General features: G+C 63.9%; 24 protein-coding genes. 8 read left to right on the top strand and 16 right to left on the bottom strand.

Going from position 1 to position 21,549, the window contains the following annotated elements:
* Positions 1-47: 47 nt before the first annotated feature.
* From pcaC to ABD884_RS23660, 8 genes are all read right to left on the bottom strand, one after another.
* On the bottom strand, positions 48-488 hold the full coding sequence (pcaC, locus tag ABD884_RS23695; RefSeq protein WP_028267832.1) for a 4-carboxymuconolactone decarboxylase: 441 nt from the start codon (positions 486-488) through the stop codon (positions 48-50).
* Complete coding sequence (locus tag ABD884_RS23690; protein WP_028267833.1) at positions 485-1,294, bottom strand: alpha/beta fold hydrolase; 810 nt, start codon at positions 1,292-1,294, stop codon at positions 485-487. Before ABD884_RS23690 ends, pcaC begins: the two co-directional genes overlap by 4 nt.
* Positions 1,287-2,711 carry a lyase family protein gene (locus ABD884_RS23685; protein ID WP_345053044.1) on the bottom strand — a complete coding sequence of 475 codons (1,425 nt, stop codon included), beginning with the start codon at positions 2,709-2,711 and terminating at the stop codon, positions 1,287-1,289. Before ABD884_RS23685 ends, ABD884_RS23690 begins: the two co-directional genes overlap by 8 nt.
* Entirely contained in the window at positions 2,708-3,283 is a 576-nt protein-coding gene (pcaG, locus tag ABD884_RS23680) for a protocatechuate 3,4-dioxygenase subunit alpha (RefSeq protein ID WP_028267835.1), read from the bottom strand. The genes ABD884_RS23685 and pcaG overlap by 4 nt, the downstream gene beginning before the upstream one ends.
* 4 nt (positions 3,284-3,287) lie before the next feature.
* On the bottom strand, positions 3,288-4,160 hold the full coding sequence (gene pcaH / locus ABD884_RS23675) for a protocatechuate 3,4-dioxygenase subunit beta (RefSeq protein WP_345055269.1): 873 nt from the start codon (positions 4,158-4,160) through the stop codon (positions 3,288-3,290).
* A gap of 78 nt (positions 4,161-4,238) precedes the next feature.
* A complete protein-coding gene (locus tag ABD884_RS23670) occupies positions 4,239-6,149 on the bottom strand; it encodes a bifunctional sugar phosphate isomerase/epimerase/4-hydroxyphenylpyruvate dioxygenase family protein (RefSeq protein ID WP_345053039.1) in 1,911 nt (636 codons plus the stop codon).
* A complete protein-coding gene (locus tag ABD884_RS23665) occupies positions 6,149-7,072 on the bottom strand; it encodes a shikimate dehydrogenase (RefSeq protein WP_345053035.1) in 924 nt (307 codons plus the stop codon). The genes ABD884_RS23670 and ABD884_RS23665 overlap by 1 nt, the downstream gene beginning before the upstream one ends.
* Positions 7,073-7,238: 166 nt before the next feature.
* Positions 7,239-8,009 carry an IclR family transcriptional regulator gene (locus ABD884_RS23660; RefSeq protein ID WP_345053031.1) on the bottom strand — a complete coding sequence of 257 codons (771 nt, stop codon included), beginning with the start codon at positions 8,007-8,009 and terminating at the stop codon, positions 7,239-7,241.
* A gap of 206 nt (positions 8,010-8,215) precedes the next feature.
* Here ABD884_RS23660 and ABD884_RS23655 point away from each other — a divergent pair, with 206 nt between their 5' ends.
* Positions 8,216-9,532, top strand: a complete 1,317-nt coding sequence (locus ABD884_RS23655; protein ID WP_345053027.1) for an MFS transporter — start codon at positions 8,216-8,218, stop codon at positions 9,530-9,532.
* 187 nt (positions 9,533-9,719) lie between these two features.
* Entirely contained in the window at positions 9,720-9,956 is a 237-nt protein-coding gene (locus tag ABD884_RS23650; RefSeq protein WP_028267841.1) for a hypothetical protein, read from the top strand.
* 16 nt (positions 9,957-9,972) lie between these two features.
* On the opposite strand, the gene ABD884_RS23645 is transcribed toward ABD884_RS23650, so the two are convergent.
* Genes ABD884_RS23645 through ABD884_RS23635 form a run of 3 tightly spaced genes read right to left on the bottom strand, consistent with a single transcriptional unit; the run spans position 9,973 to position 11,693 of the window.
* A complete protein-coding gene (locus ABD884_RS23645) occupies positions 9,973-10,260 on the bottom strand; it encodes a MoaD/ThiS family protein (RefSeq protein ID WP_345053023.1) in 288 nt (95 codons plus the stop codon).
* 8 nt (positions 10,261-10,268) lie between these two features.
* Positions 10,269-11,435, bottom strand: a complete 1,167-nt coding sequence (locus ABD884_RS23640; protein WP_345053019.1) for a WD40/YVTN/BNR-like repeat-containing protein — start codon at positions 11,433-11,435, stop codon at positions 10,269-10,271.
* Between the two features lie 57 nt (positions 11,436-11,492).
* A complete protein-coding gene (locus ABD884_RS23635) occupies positions 11,493-11,693 on the bottom strand; it encodes a hypothetical protein (protein ID WP_028267844.1) in 201 nt (66 codons plus the stop codon).
* A gap of 289 nt (positions 11,694-11,982) precedes the next feature.
* On the opposite strand from ABD884_RS23635, the gene ABD884_RS23630 reads away from it, so the two are divergent.
* The 5 genes from ABD884_RS23630 (at position 11,983) to ABD884_RS23610 (ending at position 16,897) form a co-directional block, all read left to right on the top strand.
* Positions 11,983-13,428, top strand: a complete 1,446-nt coding sequence (locus ABD884_RS23630; protein ID WP_345053013.1) for a sensor domain-containing phosphodiesterase — start codon at positions 11,983-11,985, stop codon at positions 13,426-13,428.
* Between the two features lie 35 nt (positions 13,429-13,463).
* Positions 13,464-13,862: a VOC family protein gene (locus ABD884_RS23625; protein WP_028267845.1), complete on the top strand. Its 399-nt coding sequence runs from the start codon at positions 13,464-13,466 to the stop codon at positions 13,860-13,862.
* Positions 13,863-13,942: 80 nt separating this feature from the next.
* The gene (locus ABD884_RS23620; RefSeq protein ID WP_028267846.1) at positions 13,943-14,293 is read left to right on the top strand and encodes a metal-sensitive transcriptional regulator; all 351 of its coding nucleotides are present in this window, start codon (positions 13,943-13,945) and stop codon (positions 14,291-14,293) included.
* A 49-nt stretch (positions 14,294-14,342) separates the two neighbouring features.
* Positions 14,343-14,582: a heavy-metal-associated domain-containing protein gene (locus ABD884_RS23615; RefSeq protein WP_345055262.1), complete on the top strand. Its 240-nt coding sequence runs from the start codon at positions 14,343-14,345 to the stop codon at positions 14,580-14,582.
* Positions 14,583-14,653: 71 nt separating this feature from the next.
* Positions 14,654-16,897, top strand: a complete 2,244-nt coding sequence (locus ABD884_RS23610) for a heavy metal translocating P-type ATPase (RefSeq protein WP_376953832.1) — start codon at positions 14,654-14,656, stop codon at positions 16,895-16,897.
* A 79-nt stretch (positions 16,898-16,976) separates the two neighbouring features.
* Here ABD884_RS23610 and ABD884_RS23605 read toward each other — a convergent pair whose 3' ends face one another.
* Positions 16,977-17,249 (bottom strand): DUF2277 domain-containing protein, encoded by a 273-nt coding sequence (locus ABD884_RS23605; RefSeq protein ID WP_028267849.1) that lies wholly within the window; start codon positions 17,247-17,249, stop codon positions 16,977-16,979.
* 39 nt (positions 17,250-17,288) lie between these two features.
* Entirely contained in the window at positions 17,289-18,320 is a 1,032-nt protein-coding gene (locus ABD884_RS23600) for an EamA family transporter (protein WP_345053001.1), read from the bottom strand.
* A 70-nt stretch (positions 18,321-18,390) separates the two neighbouring features.
* Here ABD884_RS23600 and ABD884_RS23595 point away from each other — a divergent pair, with 70 nt between their 5' ends.
* Positions 18,391-18,939 carry a CGNR zinc finger domain-containing protein gene (locus ABD884_RS23595; RefSeq protein WP_345052998.1) on the top strand — a complete coding sequence of 183 codons (549 nt, stop codon included), beginning with the start codon at positions 18,391-18,393 and terminating at the stop codon, positions 18,937-18,939.
* A 128-nt stretch (positions 18,940-19,067) separates the two neighbouring features.
* Here ABD884_RS23595 and ABD884_RS23590 read toward each other — a convergent pair whose 3' ends face one another.
* The 3 genes from ABD884_RS23590 to ABD884_RS23580 form a co-directional block, all read right to left on the bottom strand.
* A complete protein-coding gene (locus ABD884_RS23590; protein ID WP_345052993.1) occupies positions 19,068-19,427 on the bottom strand; it encodes a hypothetical protein in 360 nt (119 codons plus the stop codon).
* A gap of 73 nt (positions 19,428-19,500) precedes the next feature.
* Entirely contained in the window at positions 19,501-20,055 is a 555-nt protein-coding gene (locus tag ABD884_RS23585) for a hypothetical protein (RefSeq protein ID WP_345052990.1), read from the bottom strand.
* 9 nt (positions 20,056-20,064) lie between these two features.
* Positions 20,065-21,408, bottom strand: a complete 1,344-nt coding sequence (locus tag ABD884_RS23580) for an MATE family efflux transporter (protein WP_345052986.1) — start codon at positions 21,406-21,408, stop codon at positions 20,065-20,067.
* Between the last annotated feature and the right edge of the window lie 141 nt (positions 21,409-21,549).

The raw sequence follows: 21,549 nt of genomic DNA, 5'->3' as shown, positions 1-21,549 counted from the left end.
TCGCAGTTGTTGTCGTTATGAGGGCTCAAACCGACAACAACTGCGAGCTAGTTGGGGGAAGGGATGGGGGTGTTGTCGAGCTCGGCGAAGACGGCCTGCGCAGTCTTGAAAGCTGTGTTGGCGGAGGGGACTCCGCAGTAGATGGCGGTCTGCAGCAGGATTTCCTTTATTTCGTCCCTGCTCAGCCCGTTCGTGATGGCCGCGCGGATGTGCATGGCCAGCTCCTCCCAGTGCCCGTGCGCCACCATGGCGGTGATCGTGACGGCAGAGCGCATTTGCCGCGTCAGGCCCGGTCGGGTCCATATGCCGCCCCAGGCGATTCGCGTGATCATGTCCTGGAAGTCCTCGGTGAAAGGATCCTTCTTGGCGTTGGCGCGGTCCACGTGGGCATCGCCAAGCACTTCACGGCGGACCACCATACCGGCGTCGTAGATTTCCTGCGAGGTGGCACCGCGCTGGACAGCGCCTTGGGACGGATTGGCGCTCATTTGCCGGCCTCCGTCATGAACGTTCGCATGAGCTCCGCGACGACGCCGGGTGCCTCCGCGGGCGCAAGGTGCCCGACGCCGTCGAGCCCCACGGAAACAGCGCCGCCTGCGCGGGTCCCCCTGTTGATGCCATCGGCGATTTCTTCAGCGAACGACGGCGGCGCAACAGTGTCCTCGACGCCGGCCAGCGCCTGCGTGGGGACGGTGATGCCGCCGAGCTCGGCGCGGACATCGAAACCAGCGAGGGCTTCGCAACAGAAGGCATAGCTGAAGCGGTCGGCATCCCGCAGGACGTGCAGGAGTCGGCTGCTGACCACCGGTTGACGATCCATGAAACCCGGGGCGAACCAGCGCTGCGCGGAACCTTGAATCATTACGGCAGTACCCTGCGCCCGGACCGTCTCGGCACGTTCCAGCCACCCTTCCGGCGTGCCGATCTTCGCCCCGGTGCACTGCACGGACAGGCTCTTGAGGCGTTCGCCGTGCTTGATACCCAATTGCAGGCCCGTTGCCCCACCCAGGGAAACTCCCGCGTAGTGGAACACCGCGCCGGGCGCGATCGAATCCACCAGGTCCACCACCGCATCGGCCAGTTCGGCCACGCTGAAAGTTTCGGCGGCCGCCGGCGAAACTCCATGGCCCGGAAGGTCCCAGCCGATGATGTCGAACTCCTCACCCAGCAGGGTTGCTGTCTCGGTCCACAGCACCGTAGACGTTCCGAGCGAGTTCCCCACGACGAGGAGGGGCTTCTCCCCCAGGATGCGCTGCGGGGATAGCAACACGGCCTTGACGTTGGGCTTAGCCACGATCGGCTCCCTTCGGGTTGGGGTGTGAAAATTCCGGGTAAGCGGCCAGGATGCGGCGGCTGATTTCGACGGCCTCGCCGAGATAGTTGGCCGGGTCCAGCAGCGCCGTCAGTTCCTCGTCTGACAGCTTGCTGGGCGGGACGGCCTCGCGAAGAAGCTTGGTGTAGATCCGGGGCTGCTCCGCTGCGGTCGCCTGGAGGGTCTCGTCGACGACGGCTTGCAGCCTTGCTTTCGCCTCACCTCGGTCCGCGCCAAGGAGCGGAGCAAGCGAGGACACCACGGCTTCACTGAGCAGCAATGGCCCGGAGATGTCCAGGTTGCGCCGCATCGCCTCGGGGAAGACGCGAAGTCCTTCGGCAAGCTGACGGAGCTGGATTGCGGCACCGAGAGCCAGCCGCAGCAATCCCCGCATAGCCTGCCATTCGCTGTGCCAGGCCCCATCCGGGCGTTCATCGTTGAAATTGGCCGCAGCCAGGTGCAGTTGCGCTGCCAAGCCTGGTGCCTGGAGCGCCGCACTGCGGATGAGCACAGACAGCACCGGGTTCTGCTTTTGCGGCATCGCCGAGGAAACGCCACGGCCCGCGGCAAGGGGCTCCCCCAACTCGGCGACTTCGGGGCGGCTAAGGAACAGGAGATCCGCAGCGATTTTGCCAAAGGAGTCCGTCAAGGACGCCAGAGCATCGCCGAGAGAGGTGACGGCCAGCCGGCTGGTATGCCACGGAGCGGGAACGTCAGCCAGACCCAGCTTCGCGGCCAGGTCATCTGCCAGCGCAAACGGGTTCGACGACGAACCTTCCGTCAGTACGGTGCCTGAAGCCAGGGTGCCGCCGGCCCCGCCGAACTGAACGGGCAACTGCAGCGATTCCAGGCGTCGCCCCGCTGCGGCCACCCCGTGGAACCACTGCGCCGCTTTGAGCCCGAAGGTATACGGCAGCGCGTGCTGGGTGAGGCTCCTGCCCACGCACAGCGTCTCGGCATGCTCCTCCGCCAAGGCGGCGAGCGCCGTCGTCGTACTTCTAACTTCGACGAGAAGCGCCGAGACGACGCGGCGCGCCAGCAGCATCAGGGCAGAATCCAGAACGTCTTGGCTGGTCAGCGAGGTGTGTACGGCGGCCATCGCGCTGGCGTCCAGTTCTTTGACCCGGAGCCGGAGGTCGGCCAGCAACGGGATGACCGGGTTGGCGCCGCCTTGTGCGCGTTCAGCGATGGAAGCGACGTCGAAGGCGCCGTCGTCGGCAGCTTGCGCGACGACGGCGGCGGAACCGGCGGGCACGAGGCCCGCCTCGTCGAGCACCGACGCCCAGGCGACCTCGACGTCGAGAATGGCCGCGACGACCGCACGGTCACTCGTCAGTGCCGCCACGGCGGGCGACGCCGAAACCGGGCTGAGTAGCCCGAAATCGCCGTCGCCACTCAATGGGAGGCGCCTTCGACGCGCTCGAAGTCGAGAAATACCGTCTCGTTCTCGCCCTGCAGGCGCAGGTCCCACGTGAGGCCGCCATCCGGATCGCGGCGGGCTATCAGGGTGCTTCGGCGCTCGGGGTCGAGGGAGCTGAGTAACGGATCGGCCGCGAGCGCTTCCTCGTTTTCCGGCAGGTAGATGCGGGTGAAGAGGCGGTTCATGAGGCCACGGGCAAAGACGGCCACTGAAATGAACGGAGCAGCTCCTGCTTCAGTGGGCCCGGGATTGACCGTGGTGAAGGTGAATACACCCGAGTTGCCTACCGCGGCGCGGCCCCACCCCGTGAAGGTGTAGCCGTCGCGGACCAGGGAGCCGGTGCGCTGGACCACGTTGCCTTCGGAGTCGGGCTGCCAAATCTCCAGGATCGCGTCCGGGATGGTTTCCCCGTTGCCGTCGTACACGGTGCCTTGCAGGCGGATGCTTCCGACGCTGCCCGGGGCAAGAAGCTCGTTGTCCTTATTGAAGGGGAGTGCGTAGCCGTAGAACGGGCCAACGGTCTGGCCGGGGGTGGGGATCAACTTGCTCATGTGCTTACTCCTCGTCTCCGGCGTCGCCAAAGGCTTCATTTTCGGTCCAGGTCCGCTTCGAGCCGCTCAGGACGATGTCCCAGGTGTAGCCGAGCGCCCATTCGGGGCTTGTCAGATCGTGGTCGTACGTGGCCACGAGTCTGTCCCGGGCTTCTTGGTCCACAATCGACTGGTAGATGGGGTCCAGCGGGAACAGCTGGTCGCCCGGGAAGTACATTTGCGTGACGATGCGCTGCGTGAAGTCCGTGCCGAACAGGGAGAAGTGGATGTGCGCCGGACGCCAGGCGTTGAGGTGGTTTTTCCACGGGTAGGCGCCGGGCTTGATGGAGGTGAAGCGGTAAGAGCCGTCAGCTCCGGTGATGCAGCGTCCGACTCCCGTGAAGTTGGGGTCCAGTGGTGCCGGGTGCTGGTCACGCTTGTGGATGTAGCGGCCGGCAGCGTTGGCCTGCCAGATTTCCACGAGTTGGCCCACAACGGGGCGGCCGTCGCCGTCTAGCACTTTGCCTTGCACGATGATCCGCTCGCCCAGGGGTTCGCCATTGTGCTGGATGGTGAGGTCCGATTCCAAGGCATGCACGTCCTGGTGCCCGAAAGCCGGCGAGTACAGTTCGATGGTCTCCGGGTCAGCGTGGTGCAGGCTCTTGGTGGGGTGGCGCAGGATGCTGCTGCGGTACGGAGCGAAGTCCAGGCGGGGCTGGGTTTCCGGTGCGGCACCGTCCTTGAGCGCCCGGGCGTATGACTCGCCAATGGCCTTGATCTCGGCGCTGAGATCCGCTTGGGTCTCGGCAGCGGCGTCCGACGACGCGTGCCCGGCATGCGGTTCGGCCGCCGGTACGAGCTCGTCGTCTTGGTGGTTCCCGGCATTTGCGTCTAGCAGCACGGCCGGCTCCTTTCGGGTGGTTGCTTTCGTGGTTTCTGCTTGGGTTTCTAGTTGGGTTTCTGCTTGGGTTTCTGCTTAGCGGTGCAGGTTCTGGGCGTGAAGCGAGTCGTATTGGACGGCGTGCCGCACAGGGGCGTTGGGGGCGCCGTAGCCGTCGTAGTTGCCGCGGCGTTCCACCATTTCGAAGAACACGCTGCCCACGGTGGCGGTGTAGAAGTGGAGGAATTCACCGTTGGCATCCCTGTCGTAGAGAAGGTTCAGTTCCTTGAGGGTGGAAAGGAAGACCGGGTCCAGGGCGAAACGTGCGTCCAGGTCCTCGTAATAGTTCGCTGGAATCTGGAGGAACTCCAGCCCGCGTCCCTTCGCTGCCCGTGCCGTAGCCACGAGGTCGTCCACCGCGAAGGCGATGTGTTCCTGGTAACTCTTCCTCTGCCCAACGCCCTGCCGGCCGGGTTCTTGCTGGATGACGGGTGCAAGGTTCAGCACCAGGCGCACCGCGCGGTCGGCCGTCTGCATGACCTGCGATCGCACCAATCCGCTGGGGCTCGGCACTTCAGCAAACGGCTGGGGTTCGAGGGCGAGGGCACTCGTATAGAAGAGGACGGCTTCGTCGAAGTGCTGCCATGGCTGGGCGAGATTCACGTGGTCGATCACCGCTTGGGTTTCCGACGACGGGTGCTCAAGACCCTCGCCAAACTCTCGGCTCTGCCCGAATTCGCTAGTCCAGGCCGCCGTGCCGTCCGGACTGCCTTGGCACAGGAAGATCTCGGTGGAATCCGGTGCGGCGATGCCTTGGAACACTTCCTCGTCCGCCTGGACTTTGCGCGGCACCACGGGGGCCTTCAGTTGTTGGGCGCGGGCCGAGGCAATCACAGGAGAGTCGACGTCGAACCCCAGCGCCGCGATGGCAGGCTCACTGTGCGACGGCGCTTGTTCGTTGATGATGACGCGCGCCTGTCCCATGGACCACAACTGCACGTCCTTGGTCCGGTGCCGGCCGTCGAATTCGAAGCCGAGGCGGCCCAGCAGCGTTTCGAGCTGTGCGGGTTCATCGGTTTTGACTTCGGCGAAGTTGAATCCTGCCGGTTCGGCCACCTTAGGCAGTGTGGCCAATTCCATGGGATAACGACGGCGATTGGCGGCGTTATCCGGAACGTCACCGTTCGCATCGAGCCACTTGGCGCTCTGTTCCTCGAGCCAGATCAGCGAACGCATGGCGTCGACGGCGGTGCGCTCCACATCCGATTGGCGGAAGACGTCGTTGAAGATCTCCAGGGAGACGGGACCGGAGTAGCCTGCGCGGGCAACGTGGCCCATGAACTTGGCCAGCTCGAATTGTCCTTCGCCAGGGAAGACCCGGTAGTGGCGGCTCCAGGACAGCACATCCATGGCGAGCTTCGGAGCGTCGGCCACCTGGACGAAGAAGATCTTTTCAGGCTTGATGGCCTCGATGGGCGCCGTGTCCCAATCGCGGGAGAGGATATGGAAGGAATCCAGGCACGTGCCCAGGTTGGGGTGGTCCACGGCGTCCACGAGGCGGTGCGCATGCTCGTAGTCGCTGACGTATTTGCCCCAAGCGAGGGCCTCGTACGCTACTTTGACGCCGTGGTTCTCCGCCAGTTCCGCGAGGCGGCCGAGCTGCTCGGCCCGGAGCTCGTCGTCGTCGATCGTGGCGGTTCCCACATTGGTGCACACGAGGATGGTATCCATGCCCAGGCGGGACATGAGTTTGAACTTGGTGTCGGCCCGTCGCAGGTTCTCCCGCAGGATGTTCTCGGGGACGCTGTCGAAGTCGCGGAACGGTTGGTATAGGTCAAGACCGAGTCCCAGGTCCGCGGCCATTTTCCGCACGTCCTCGGGGCTCAGGGAGGAGGTGACGAGGTCCTGTTCGAAGATCTCGATGCCGTCGAAGCCCGCGATGGCGCAGGCCTGCATCTTTTCCTTGAGCGTGCCGGAGAGGCAGACGGTAGCGATTCCCGTGCGCATCAGTGCCCCGCTCCAGCGAGCGCCTTGTCAGCCTTCGATTCTTCAGCCATGGATTCTTCGGCGTTTACCAGCTCCAGGAAATGTGACCGCATCCGTTCCGGATCGGCGTCGCGGCCGGTGAAGATGCGGAAAGCGTCGGCGGCCTGCCCCACGGCCATGCGTCCGCCGTCGAGCACGCGGCAGCCCTTGGCCCGGGCCTGGAGAACCAGCTGGGTTTCGATGGGACGGTAGACGATGTCGGCTACCCAGTGGCGGGGTTCCACGAGGGACGTGTCCAGTGGGAGGCCGGGATGTGCGGCCATGCCTACTGGAGTGCAGTGCACCAGACCGTCGGCCAGCAGCATGAGCGGCGGGAGCTCCGCCGTCGTGCGCGCCGCGACGGTGCTGTCAGGGAACAGGGCAGCGAGTTCCGCCGCCCGTTCGGCGCCGCGCGCGGGGTCCACGTCCACAAGGTCCAGTGTCTTGACTCCCGCAGAAAGGAGGGCATATGCGACGGCGGAGCCGGCACCCCCGGCGCCTAGCTGAACGACGCGTTCCAGGGCTGCGTCGGGGAGTCCGTTGGCCAAAGCTGAACCGAAACCCGAAAAGTCCGTGTTGTGGCCGATGAAGCGGCCGTTCTGGATCAGCACGGTGTTCACCGCGCCGAGCCGCCTTGCGTCCTCGGAAACCTCGTCCAGGAAGGGCAGGACGAGTTGCTTGCACGGATGCGTGATGTTGAGGCCGTTGTAACCAAGCCGGAAAGCGGCGGTCAGCAAATCGCCGACGGCGGAGCCGGGCAGGGAGAGCTCCAGGAGGTCGATGGGCCGGTACAGGTAGCGGAGCCCCTGGACGTCGGCCTCCCTCTCATGCATGGGCGGCGTCAGCGAAGGCGATACGCCTTCACCGATCAGGCCCACCAAGAAGGATTCGGCTCGGTTGCTCATGCTCATTGCTCCTTTGACAACTGCACCCGCGGGTTGGCTCTCTCTGGATCGCATTGAGTCATCCAAAGTGGGCTGCTCCCCCGGGCGGTATGAATCAGACTACACAAAATGTTCACATATTGCACTAGTGTTCTTATCGCGAACAAAAGTGAGTGCCGCTGACGCTTCAGCGTTGCGGTAAACGGTCGGCAAGCTCGGACGCCGCACTCTTCAGCAAGGGAACTACCGCCACCAACTGCTCCACGCTCATCCGGAAAACAGGGACCGCGGTGGCAAGCGCCGCGAAGGCGACACCCTGGGAATTGAGGACAGGAACGGCGACGGCCCGCATGCCCACCTCGTTCTCCTCGTCCATGATGGCGTAGCCCTGGCGCCGGACCTTCTCGATTTCCAGGCGGAAGACGTCGCGATCGGTAATGGAGGACTCCGTGAGGGGCTCCAGCTCAAGCTCTTCCACCAGCCGCCGCCGCTCGTCGTCGTCCGCGAAGGCAAGCAGCGCCTTGCCGACGGCGGTGGTGTGCAGCATTCCAAGATGCCCCGGATCGCTGGTGACCCGGAACATCTGGGGACCGTCCACCTTGTTGACAGTGAGGTGGTGGTGGCCATCCCGGACCGAGAGGATGGTGGCCTCGCCGGTCGCCTCCGTCACGCGCTGCAGAATGGGCCGGGCCGTTCCCGCAAAGCCATGGTGATTGGACACCCGCTGCCCAAGCTGGAAGACGCGGAGGCCCAAGTGATACCGGCGGCCATCGGGCTCGTAGTCCACGAATCCGTCCCGAGTCAGGGATCCGAGCAGGCGGTAAGTGGTACTGAACGGCAGCTCCGCTTGGCGGGCAAGGTCGGAGGCGCTGGCGCCCTTCGGCTCATTGCCCAGCAAAACGAGGAGGCCCAGGGCCTTGCCGATCATGTCGGTCTTTGTGTCTTCCTTCACATCCATAGCTAAAGATTGCCACATCGTGAGAGTTATATCTAGATGGTGAGTAAATATCTTGACAAGTGACTACGCTCACAGCCATCATTGCTGTATCGCACAAGTAGCTCTCACAATGTGGCTACAGTGTGAGGCCGCTGCCGGACCCACCCCAGTGTTCAGGTACGCAATATTCAGCCAGATGCGACATCGCCGTCACACTAAGGAACACCATGAGTCACACGATCCCGTCTACGACGCCGGGCACTGCCACGGCAGGAACGCCGAAGAAGGCCGCCCTCGCCAGCTTCCTCGGCAGCGCCGTCGAGTACTACGACTTCTTCATCTTCGGTTCGGCCGCGGCCCTGATCTTCCCGCACGTCTTCTTCCCCAGCGCCGACGCCAACGCCGCCATCATGTCCTTCGCGACCTTCGGCTTCGCCTACGTGGCTCGGCCGGTCGGCGCCATCATCCTGGGACATTTCGGCGATCGTATCGGCCGCCAGCGCGTGCTGATGTTCACACTGGTGCTCATGGGCGGTGCGACGTTCATCATTGGCTGCCTCCCCGACTTCAAGGCCATCGGTTGGTGGGCTCCTGCGCTGCTGGTCTTCGCCCGCCTTTGCCAGGGCCTCTCCGCTGCGGGCGAGCAAGCCGGCGCGTCCTCCATGACGCTGGAACATGCCCCGGACAACCGCCGCTCCTTCTTTACCTCCTGGACCCTCACGGGAACCCAGGGCGGCCAGATCCTCGCGGCATTGGTCTTCATCCCCGTCGTCGCCCTGCCGGACGAGGTCAAGTACGGCATCGGCTGGCGTATCCCGTTCTGGCTCAGCGCCGTGGTGGTCCTGGTAGCGTTCTTCATCCGCCGCACCCTGCACGAACCGCCGGCATTCGCCGAGGCCAAGAAGAACAACCAGATCGCCAAGCTCCCGGTGGCCGACCTCCTCCGGCAGCACTGGGCAGACGTCCTGCGCGTTGTCTGCTGCGCCTTCATCTCCGCCGTGAGCACCGTCTTCGGCACCTTGGCCATCGCTTACGCCAAAGACGTGGCCCACGTCAACAGCACCATCACCCTGTGGCTCGTCGTGGCAGCCAACATCGTGGCTCTCGGCACCCAGCCGGTCTTCGGCAAGGTCGCTGACCGGATCGGCCGCAAGCCCGTCTTCATCTACGGCGCCATAGCCAGCGCCATCATGACGCCGGTGTTCTTCCTGACCCTCGAGTCCGGAAACGTGCCCCTCATGTTCTTGGTCTCCGTGGTGTACTTCGCTCTCGGATACGCCGCCGCGAACGCTGTGTGGCCCTCCTTCTACGGCGAGATGTTCAGCACCAGAGTCCGCTTCTCCGGTTTGGCCATCGGCACCCAGATCGGCTTCCTCATGGCCGGCTTCGCCCCGACAATCGTCACCGCGATGGGCGGCACCAAAGCCGGCGGCTGGGTCCAGACCAGCATCTTCACCGGCGTCATCTGCGTGATCGCAGCGGTCGCCGCGATGACTGCCCGGGAATCCTTCAAGACCCCGACGGCGGAACTCGGCCTCAAGTAAGTCCCTCGCCTCACCCCCCAATCCATTGCCCCGCTCCCCGGCCGTTTCGCCGGTAGGCGGGGCAATGGATTATTTTGGCTACCGAAGTCTTACCCACGGCTAACCCTGCCGAAATCACCCTGCAACATTGGCCCGCCACACTGGAATGGCCGGCAAACGCTGGCAGCTCCAGCCAGGGAGGCCAACCATGTTGAAGGACCTATCAACCCAGCCCACAAGAGTCCGCGCACTTGACCAGTTGCACCGCGGCGACCAAATCGAAGCCCGCCTTTCCGTCGGACCCTCCTACGATGACGTGGTCATCCGCAGGGGCAGCGTCCAGGAAACGGCTCCGGGCATCGGCGTCGTCTGGATCATGGATCAGCTGAGCGGACTGCGCAAGGCCATCAATACCGACGAATGCACCGTCTGGCGAGTGGCCTGACCTGGCCCCGAACCGCTCAGCCGCCAGCCACGGACTGGATGATCAAGACCTCCTGGCCGGCCGCAACCTCAGTATCCAGACCCTTCAGACGCCGGACCTCCTCGCCATTCACGTAAATATTCACGTAGCGGCGGAGGGAACCGGTTTCATCCCGGAGCCTCCGGGCCAGCACCGGGTAGTCCCCGGTCACCGCGTCGAGCAAGCTTTCCACGGTTACAGCTCCGTCGGCGGGCGCAGTCAGGCAGGACTGCCCGCCGGCGAGTGGCTGGAGGATGCTGGGCAAAACCACGGTGATATCGGGCAAGGTCCGTCCTAGGCTGGCAGGGCAGATGCCGCAGAGGCAGCGGCCACTTCGGCGGCCCCATCTGTGGAGACAACGCCTGAGACAACGGCAGCCCGGACGCACAAAACATCAGGCAAGTGCGAGGCAACTTCAATGAAAGTCTCGCCTTCGTCGGCACTGGCGTAGACCGAGCCACCGCGTGTTCCGAAGTACACCCCGACGGGTTCGGCCGAATCCACCGCGGCCGCGTCACGGAGCACGGCGTTGTATTCATGGTCCGGGAGGCCCACATCCAGGCGTTTCCAGGTCTTCCCGGCGTCGTCGGTGCGGTGCACTGCAAGCCGGCCATCTGGCGGAATCCGCTCACTGTCCGCTTTGATCGGGACCACCCAGGCCGTTCCTTCGCGGCGCGGATGGGTGAGCATCACGAAGCCGAAATCGGCTGGCAACCCGTCCGCGATCGAGATCCAGTTCTCGCCGTTGTCGTCCGTGCGGTACACGCCGTGGTGGTTCTGCGCATACAGTCGGCCTTCGACGGCGGCATCCGCGGCGATCTTGTGCACACACTGGCCGAACTCCGGGTAGGGATCCGGCATGAAGCGAGCCGTAATCCCCTTGTTGCGGGCCTCCCAGGAGGCCCCGCCGTCGAGCGATCTGTAAACCCCGCCGGTGCTCATGGCGACGTGGACGTTCTCCCCGGAAGGGTTGACCACGATCGAGTGGGCGGCAGCGCCGCCGTACCCTGCCCCCCATTCGCTGCGATGGGGGTGATCCCACAGTCCCCGGTTCAGCTCGAAGTGCTCGCCCCCGTCCGTCGATTTCCAGACCGAGATCGGTTCGCAACCGGCCCAGACGACGCCGGGCCGGGACGCCGAATCGGGGTAGATCTGCCAGATCCGCTCCAGCGCGGCCCCAGTGTCCTCGGGGAATTTGATGGCGCCTTGTTCGGGCTCGCTCCAGGTGGCGCCTAGGTCATCGGAGTGGGCCACGGTAGGCCCCCAGTGTTCGGATCGCACGCCCACCATGATCCGGGGAGTGTCCCCACGGGTGTCGATCCCGATGCTGGGGATCTCGCTCATGAGGAAGTGCGGACCGGAGAGGGACCAGTCTTTGCGGTCTGTGCTGCGCGCCAGCCACAGTCCCTTTTTGGTCCCGATCGCCAAGACATAACTCTCTGCGGTAGCCATGAACCCCATGCAACCATTCCCGCGCGGGAGCCGCAACGGTTTTGCGGACCGGTCGAGGAAACCGGTTCAGTCCACGAACTCGGACTGCGTCTCGATGAAGTCCCAGTCTGCATCACTCAGGCCGCCGGCCAAGTCATCAAGGTGCGGGCCGCCGGCATCGGCGATACATTGCAGAACTTCCTGCGGAAGTTCCGTGGAACGGAGGTTTTCGCGCAACCATTCCTTGCTCTTGAGGTCTATGTCCAGCCACCACATGAAGATCTCCACGTGGACCACCCCTTCCTGTGCAAGTTAACGCTAGGCCCGCGCAGGGTGCTCTACAAGGGGGCGTCGTTCAAACACCGGATCCGGCCGCAGATTCAGGCCCGTAAAAAGTAAAGTGAAAGTAGTTATTCGGATTGGTAGCGGAGGGCAGTCAGGGCACGTAAGCTAATTGTCAGCAGGAAGCAAAGAACCTGCTCCAAAGTCCGCTCCGGAGTGCGTATCCCCCAATAACGCACTCCGGAGCTCTTTGTTTAAGCCCCCCAATCCCCGAGCTTGGTGGCACTATTGGGTGATGCCCTTCATGCGCGTTCCAAGGCTCAAGAAGATGCCCTACCGAAGAGAACGCCAAGCGACCCGGCTGGCGTCGGCTTCGACTGGATGGTGGCTGCTGATCGTCATATTTGTCGAGGCCGCGGTCGCCCTGTCTATTCGCCTGCCCATGGCTCTTGGATACCCGCCGTGGGGAGGCATCGACGATTCCACGGCCTTCCCTGGTCTTCTTTCGCTGCTGGTAGTGCCCCTGGTGGTCCTGGCAGCATGGCGCCTCGTGCGGCAGCAACAGCAGGAACGAAGCCAAGCATTCCGCACCTCCCATTTGATGGACACTGCCCTGCGCGTAAGCCTCGACTGGCTATGGGCCATCGGCCCCGACGGCCGGTTCACCTTCTGCAGTGCGGGCTGCAAGGACATCACCGGATACGAACCGGCGGAGCTGCTGGGAAGGCACATCACCGCGGTGATCGACCGCGCCGATTTGACGGAAGCCCGGGAAGACTGGAAAGCCAGGGAAGACGGGGACTCCTCATGGTCCCGGGTGGTCACGGTATGCCGCCACCGGAATGGCAGCCGGGTCTTGGTGGACGTGTCCGGGAGGCCAGTGCGTGATCGGGAAGGCAAGGCTCGCGGCTTTGAGGGTAACTCTCGCATCCTGGACGCACAGTCCGCGTTGTCCCGCGCGGCAGCCACTGCCCGCACCAGGGAATTGCTCACGGGGGACTCGCTCACGACGGCTTTCCAACCGATCACATCGTTGGAAACGGGCAACGTCGTCGGAGTGGAAGCCTTGACACGATTCGGCGGACGGGCGGGAGCATCCACTGAAGTTCGTTTTATTGAGGCGGCTTCCATCGGACTGGATATCGAACTTGAAATCCTTGCGTTCCGGACCGCGTTGGCCTCCGCAGGCGGACTTCCGCCGGGACTGTACGTGGGTGCGAATCTCTCGCCACGCTCGTGTCTTGACCCTCGGTTTGCGGCCGCACTGAGAGAATCCGCCCTCCCCCTGCACCGTATCGTGCTCGAACTCACCGAGCGCCACGAAGTCTGCAACTATGAACCGCTCGCTGAAGCACTGGCACCGCTGCGTCGCGCGGGCCTGCGAATCGCCGTCGACGACGCCGGAGCGGGTTTTGCTTCCATGCGCCACATCCTGCAGCTCAAGCCGGAGCTGATCAAGCTTGATCGCGGGATCATCGCGGGAATCGACGCAGATCCGGGACAGCGGGCCCTGGGAGCCGCAATGGTTGGTTTTTCCTCGGAAATAGGAGCAACCCTAGTGGCCGAAGGGATCGAGACCGAAGCCGAGTTGGCTGCGGTCGCCAAGCTCGGGATGACCGCGGCGCAAGGCTACCTGCTCGGCCGCCCCTCGCTCCGACCCGAAGACTGGGCAGAGTGGGGCAATGAGTCGGCGGGTTCGAGATGGCAAAGAGTAGGATCGACAACCACCGAACAACCATGACCGCCACCAGTGCCCGGAACGATCAGGAGATTCCCATGCAGCCCCGCATCCATGTAACCAGCGTCTTTGTCGACGATCAGGACAAGGCGCTGGCCTTCTATACCGGGAAACTGGGATTCGTTCCCAAGGCGGACGTGCCCGCCGGGGACTACCGGTGGCTGACGGTTGTTGGCGCCGGAGAACCCGAAGGCGTTGAACTACTCCTTGAACCGGACCAGCACCCTGCTGCGAAGACCTACAAACAGGCACTCGTCGCCGATGGAATTCCCGCGGCCTCGTTCGCGGTGGATGACGTCGCTTCAGCCCACCAGGAACTCCAAGCCTTGGGCGTGACCTTCATGCAACCGCCAACGCCCATGGGTCCCGTGGTTACGGCAGTCCTGGATGACACTTGCGGTAACCTCATCCAGCTAGTGAGCCGGCCAGGAAGCTGACGCTGGACACCCTGTCACTAGATTGATATACCCCCAGGGGGTACTTGTATTGATACCCCCTGGGGGTATATCGTAATGACATGAGCAAGGCAGACCTGCAAATCAACCCCCCGGTCATCGAGCTTGAGCCTGCAGCCGTGCACGGATACTCAGCCAATAAGGACGCCTACCTGCGCCGCCTGAAACGCATCGAGGGTCAGGTCCGCGGCATTGCCCGCATGGTGGAGGAGGACAAATACTGCATCGACATCCTCACCCAGGTTGCTGCCGCCACCAAGGCCTTGCACGCCGTCAGCCTAGGACTCGTCGAAGAACATATCGGACACTGCGTAGCGGGCGCCGCCTCCGAGGCAGACCCGGAAATCCGTGCGGAGAAAATCGACATCAAAGTCAAGGAGGCTGCTGATGCCATCGGGCGCCTGCTGCGGTAATCCCGCCAGCACCCACCACACCATCCAACTCACCACCAAGGAGTACGCCATGGGCCACACTGCAACCATCCAAACGAACGTCAGTGTTTCCGGCATGACCTGCGGGCACTGCGTTTCAGCCGTCAGCGAGGAAATCGAGTCCCTGGCCGGCGTGGAAAGTGTCGAGATCGATCTGAATGACGGCGGAATCTCCACAGTCACCATCACCTCCACTCAGGAGTTGTCGCCGTCGGAGATCGGCGAAGCCGTCGCCGAAGCCGGCTACTTGGTAGTCGCCAACGAGGCCTAGGGGCCAATGTGAACAATCAGGACATCCTCCATCAGTCGGGTACGCGCATCATCGAACTCGACATCGAGGGGATGACATGCGCATCGTGCGTTGCCCGTGTGGAACGGAAACTAGGCAAGCTCGACGGCGTGGAGGCCTCCGTCAACCTCCCGCTCGAATCAGCCCAGGTAAAAGTCCCGGCCGACGTCACGGACCAACAAATCGTGGACACGGTCAACGCAACGGGCTACAAAGCCCGGATCCACGAATCGAGGCCAAACCCTCCGCTCATCGAGCACCATGTCATGGCGGTCGACCATGCGGGACACATGGCTGGCGACCACATGCATCACGGGCCTGCTGCGCGCCAGCTGAAACCACGGCTGATTACGGCCGCAGTGCTGACCGTCCCGGTCTTCGCCATCTCGATGATCCCGGCGTTGCAGTTCCCGCAGTGGGGCTGGGTGGCGGCCGTCCTGGCACTTCCGGTGGTGAGTTGGGCTGCTTGGCCCTTCCATCGCGCCGCCGCAATCAACGCCCGCCACTTCGCCTCCACTATGGACACGCTCGTCTCCATTGGAGTCCTGGCCGCGTACCTCTATTCGGCGTGGCAGCTTTTCGCCGACCCCATGATCAATGAACACCCTGGCATGGAGTCCATGGGCGGCGGGCTGTACTTCGAAGTGGCCGCAGTGGTTACTACGTTCCTGCTTCTCGGCCGCTATCTCGAGGCCAACGCCAAGGCCAAAGCCGGGGATGCCCTCAAGGCCCTCCTCGATCTGGGGGCCAAGGACGCAACGGTGCTCCGCGACGGCGTCGAGCACAAGATCCCGGCCGAACAACTCCTGGCCGGCGATATCTTCGTGGTTCGACCCGGAGAGAAGATCGCCACCGACGGCGTCGTGACGAGCGGTGCATCTGCCATAGACGCTTCGTTGGTCACCGGCGAATCCGTTCCCGTCGAGGCCGGACCCGGCAGCCAGGTCACAGGCGCCACCATCAACACCTCGGGCCGGCTGTTGGTCAGAGCCACTAGGGTCGGTTCCGACACCACACTCGCGCAAATGGGACGCTTGGTGAGTCAGGCACAGACGGGCAAAGCCCCGATCGCGCGGCTCGCCGATCGCATCAGTGCCGTCTTCGTTCCGGTGGTTCTGCTCATCGCCGTTGTCACCTTCGTTTTCTGGCTCGCCCTGAGCGGGGACCTCAACGCCTCGTTCACGGCGGCCGTGGCTGTGCTCGTGATTGCCTGCCCGTGTGCGCTTGGACTCGCCACACCTGTCGGCCTCCTCACCGGAACCGGCCGTGGGGCCCAGCTCGGCATCCTCATCAAGGGTCCACAGGTACTTGAAGATACGCGCACGGTGGACGCCATCCTGCTGGATAAGACGGGCACCGTCACCCTCGGCAAGCTGGCAGTCGGGCACACGCTGGACTTGGACGGCCACTCCCCTGCCGACGTCCTGTCTCTCGCAGGCGCTGTTGAGGCAGCATCCGAGCACCCCATCGCCCATGCCATTGCCGTTGCCGCACAGTCCGCAATGCGCGACGCCGGCCCGCTCCCTGCCGTGAAGGACTTCAGTTCAGCCCCGGGCGGCGGAGTCCGTGGGAAAGTTGCGCTGAATGGAACCGGCGCTGACCGCACTGTCGTGGTGGGCAGGACGGGCTGGTTGGAACACAACGGAATCTTCCCGGGCGACGCTCAACGCCAAGCACTGGCCACCGAGGAAACCGGTGGTGCTACGGCCATTTGGGTTGCTGTGGACGGGAAGCCCGCAGGAATCATCACGCTACGGGACTCCATCAAAGCAAGCTCGGCCGCTGCAATCGAGAGGCTCAAGGAGCTTGGAATCCGCCCCCTGCTGCTGACCGGAGACAACGCCGCTGTGGCCGCGCAAGTGGCTACCGCCGTCGGGATTGCCCCGGAAGATGTGTTCGCCGGTGTGCTGCCGGAAGGAAAAGTGGACGCGGTCAAGAAACTCCAAGCCCAGGGCTTCACGGTGGCAATGGCCGGGGACGGGGTCAACGATGCCGCAGCTTTGGCGCAAGCAGACCTGGGGATCGCCATGGGATCGGGGACGGACGTGGCCATTGAGGCCTCGGACCTGACCGTGATGGGCAGCGATCTCGGCCAGCTGGTGCAAGCCATCGAGCTGTCCCGGAAGACGCTCAGCACCATCAAGACAAACCTGTTCTGGGCCTTTTTCTACAACGCCATCGGCATCCCGGTGGCGGCGTTGGGATTGCTCAACCCCATGATCGCCGGCGCGGCCATGGCTGCAAGCTCGGTCCTGGTGGTCGCGAACTCGCTTCGGCTGCGGTCCTTCGCAAAGTAGCCTCTGCCTCCCCAACTAGCTCGCATTTGTTGTCGCTTTCGAGCCTCAAAACGACACCAAATGCGAGCTAGTTGGGCGCCTAGGCCGTTCCGAAACGAACAGCGGACCGCGCCTTGGCCTTGGCCGCCTCCTCGTCGCGATTCCGAGCAGGCGCGTGGGTCACCAGGGAATCAAGCAGATGCTGGGTGATGTGCGCGATCTCGTGGACGGCTTCGGCGAAAGCCTCCTCGTTGGCTTTGGACGGCTTTGTACTTCCACTGATCTTGCGCACGTATTGCAGGGCTGCAGCTTCCACCTCCGCCGAGGTGGCTCGTGGCTCGAAATTGTGAAGGGTGTGGATGTTGCGGCACATACCAACATGCTAGGCCAGCCTGGCCTAGGCAGGGGAGGTCTAGAGGACCCTCTCGGAAGGGACGGGCTCGACGTCGTTCGCGTGGTCAAGCTCCCGCGCCGCCCTGAAGTTTGCGGACTCAGCGGCATCACGCTTGCCGGCCCGCAGTTCATCGAGGCGCACCAGGATCACTCCGCACACGATGAGCATGCCGCCCACGAGCTGGATGGCTCCCGGCAATTCGGCCAGCAAGAGCCAAGCCCACACCACGGCGAACAGCACTTCCGTGAGCGAGACAAATGACGCAACCTTGGACCCGAGGCTGCGGGCGGCCATGATCCCCGTGACGTAGGACAGGACCGTAGAGAGGACGACGAGACCGGCAATGGAAACCCACCACGGTGTGGTCCACGGGCCGAGTTGAACGTCTGCGTTGGCGAAAGTCATGGACAGCAGCCCGGTCCCCCCGGCGGTCCAGATCAGGATTGAACCTGCCATGAGGCCCCCGGAGGCCAGCACGATGGGAGGCAAGGTGTCGTTCTGCTTGGCTGTGATGAAGAAGTAGATCACCAGGCAGACGGCTGCGGCCATGCCCCACAAGACTCCGACGAAGTCCACTGTCACGGCACCGGTGAGATCCAGCACCAGGACAAGTCCGCCAAGGGAAAGCAGCGTACCGATGGCGGTGAGCTTCCGGGGACGGCGTCGGCTCGCAGCCCACAACCACAGGACGATCATGGTGGGCGCGAGGTATTCCAGCAGGAGAGCGACCCCCACGGACAGCCTGGACACCGCGTTGAAGTAGAAGAGCTGGCAGCCTGCAACACCAATCACGCCGAACAGGAGGATAGTGAGCCAGTTGTCCTTAAGCTGGTGCCAACGGCCACGGAGAGCGACGACAGCGGGGATCACCAAGATCAGGGCAGCACCACTGAGCCGGATGGCAACTGCCGCGCCCGGGGTCCACCCTGTTTCCAGGAGGGACTTTGCAAATGAGCCGGACAAGCCGAAGACCGCCGAGGAAAAAAGCGCGAGCCCCAGGCCCGATGCCATGAAGCCCGCGGCGCCAGCCCGGTTGGTTGCAGCTGACACAGCAGCCTCCTGTCAGGAGTAAAATGGGTTACGCTACTGACAATACTCTCGCGAGATGTAAGGAGTCAAAGTGCTTTTTGCACCTGACACTGAAGTGGCGCTGCGCAGCGTGGTCGCTTTGATCAATACGGCCGCCAACGGCACCGAATCCCTCCCCGGCGTCGCCGAGCTCCAAGCATTCCTGGACGCGGAACAATTCACGGGAGCCAGGGAGGGAACCGAATCAGAATTGCTCAGTGTGAAGGGCCTGCGTAGCCAGCTGGCTTCTCTATGGACAGCCGATGAGGACGCGGCCGCGAAGACCGTCAACCAACTCCTCGCCGACGCGCATGCACTCCCCCAACTCGTCAAGCACGATCACTGGGATTGGCACCTGCACGCCACAACGCCTGAGGCACCCCTTGCGGAACGACTGGGCACGGAAGCCGCCATGGCACTTGTGGACGCCATCCGCAGTAAGGAAATGGACCGCTTACGGGTGTGCGCCGCGGATGATTGCGACGCCGTCGTGCTGGACTTGAGCCGCAACCGCTCCAAGCTCTACTGCGATACCGGCAACTGCGCCAATCGAACTCACGTGGCCGCGTACCGCGCCCGGAAAGCCTCAGGCAAGGAATGAACCAACGGCCCGCGTCACTTGCGGCAAGTTTTCAGCGCGTACGACGGCGGCCTGCCGCATGTTTGAGGAGTTGGCGGGGTCACTAGTCGGCTAAAAGTTGCGTGGCGTGACGCGACCCTGACAGTGAGCTAGCGGGAGTCGCCGTCGGGCGCTTCGGTCTCGCTGCCCGCGACGGGGGACGGCGCCGAACCGTGGCTGTGACCCGGCTTCTTGGAACTCAGGTTGATGCCAGATCCCTTGCCAAGGTGCTCGGCGTTTTCCTTGTGGCTCATGGAAAGCATGGCGGCGAGGACGAGGCTCACAATGAATGCGATGCCTGCACCGGTAAAGGCGAGGTCAAAGCGCGGGGTGCGGGCGCTACCCCCGGAGGCGAAAATCAGCACGGCGAAAAAGATCAGGACGCCCCAAAACGCGGAGAACATCAGCGGTCCCTTCACCGAGGTCCGCATCTTGCGCGGCTCTCTTGGTTTCTGGTCAGCCAAGGTCATTCCTCCAATGTGGCGTGGGGTGCAGGCGCCGTGCGCGCCGCGAGATTTCTACGATGAGTAGAACGTGCCATTACTAGTTTACGGCCTCGGCGGAGGGGGTTCGCCCATCGTGCCGCAGGCTCAGTCCGGAAAGCACCCACAAGACTCCGGAGATGATGGCGCCACCACCGGCAACACCCAGTAATGCGTGTGCTCCAAGACTGATAAAGAACGGCAGTGCGACGGCGGTGCCGATGCCCACCACGCCGGAAATGATCCAGTCGCGGCCAAGCACATGCCGTCCCCGCTTCCGGTACCCCTGGACCAATTCAAAGACTCCGAGCAGCAGCAGTCCTACGAGCGCGGAAACGCCAACCCCCGTGTCAGACTGCGTCATCAAGGCACCCACCCCTGCCAAGCCAACGACGACCGCTGCGGCTGCCGGAACACTCTCAGCCAGGAACGCGGCGCCCGCGGTTGCGAGCAGGTAGACGCCGGTAGCCCAGGCCAGAACGTGGACGGATGGCGAGCCCCAGAAGACTGTCACGGCCCCGAATACCAGGGCAACACCGGCTCGGACAAGTACGGGCTTCCAGAGGCCGGCTGCTGTAGGCGTGGATGGAGTCGCTGAAGAGGTGGGGAGAGTCACCAGTCCAGTTTAGTGCGAACCCAGGACCATCCACTTGTCCGTACGCGCCCGCAGCCCCAGAGTGACTCCGCGGGCCAGCATGTAGCCCAGCGCAAACGCCGCCCATAGCCACACAAGCCCCGCCGCGCCGTCGGGCCGGGCAAGGTGGACTGCCGCCAAAAGCGGCAGATAAACGGCAAGGTTCACGACGCCGGCAATCGCCAGGTAGCGGGCATCGCCCGCGCCGATCAGGACGCCATCCAGGACGAAAACATAGCCGGCGAGAGGCTGTCCGACGGCGAGTACCCACAGTGCCACGGTGAGCGCGGACTGGACGCCGGCGTCGGACGTGAAGATGAAGCCTGCCCACGGTGCCGCCACCGCGAGGAACACCCCTGTCACCACGCCGAAGGCGACGCCCCAGCGGATCATCGTACGGGTCAGTTCGCGTGCCCGTGCCGGATGCGAAGCTCCCAGTTCCTTGCCGATAAGGGCCTGCGCAGCAATGGCCAAGGCATCAAGCGCGAAGGCAAGAAAGGAAAAGATGGTCATCGCAAGCTGGTGCGCGGCCAGGTTCATCTGCCCTTGGGCGGTGACCACCAGGATCGTGCCCAGGATCGCCAGGCGCAAACTGAGGGTGCGGAGCATGAGCCACGAACCCACAGTGGTCATGGTGCGGATTCCTCGCCAATCCGGCCGGAGTGGAACGCCGTGTCGCCGGGCATTGCGTCCCACCATCACCAGATACACGGCGGCCATGGCCCATTGCGCGATGCTGGTGCCGATCGCCGAACCCGCCACGGACAGGTGCATGCCATAGACGAGGATCCAGTTCAGGCCAATGTTGACAGCGAAGCCCGCCGTTGCGACAACCAAGGGGGTACGGGTGTCCTGCAGACCGCGTAACACGCCGGTTCCAGCGAAGATCAGCAGCATGGCCACGAGCCCCGGCATGGACCAGCGCAAATACTCGATGGCGTATGCCCGCACGTCGCCGCCGGCCCCGAACAGCCCGAGCAACGGCTCGGCCGCGAGGAATCCGGCCACCGCCAGCACGGTACCCAGCAGCAAGGCCAGCCAGACGCCGTCGCGCCCTGCTGCCAGCGCTTTGGCGAGCTTTCCGTCCCCGATGGCGCGCGCAACGGCCGGGGTCGTCGAATACGCCAGAAAGACCATAAGTCCGACGGCGGTGTACAGCAGGGTGGAGGCAAGCCCCACGCCAGCCAACTGAGGGACTCCGAGATGGCCCACGATCGCGGAGTCTGCCAAGAGGAAGAGGGGTTCGGCGATGAGCGCACCGAAAGCGGGGACGGCCAGGCGCAGGATCTCGCGGGCGTTGGAGGGTGCGGTGCGGCGGGTCACTGTTTGGGGCACTTTCCCAGCCTAGCGGGCGGCACCGACGGGTAGATTGTCGAAGGTGCCCGATCCGCTAGCCGCCAGGAGTCCGTCCCATCAGCTCGCCCGCCGGTCGGAACCGAGCGGAGGCGGGCGATCCGTCCTGGATCGCTCGCCTCC

This window comes from Arthrobacter methylotrophus, from assembly GCF_039539965.1.
Taxonomy (GTDB): domain Bacteria; phylum Actinomycetota; class Actinomycetes; order Actinomycetales; family Micrococcaceae; genus Arthrobacter; species Arthrobacter methylotrophus.
The sequence above is the reverse complement of the archived record's forward strand: the minus strand, read 5'-3'. Positions and strand labels throughout refer to the sequence as shown.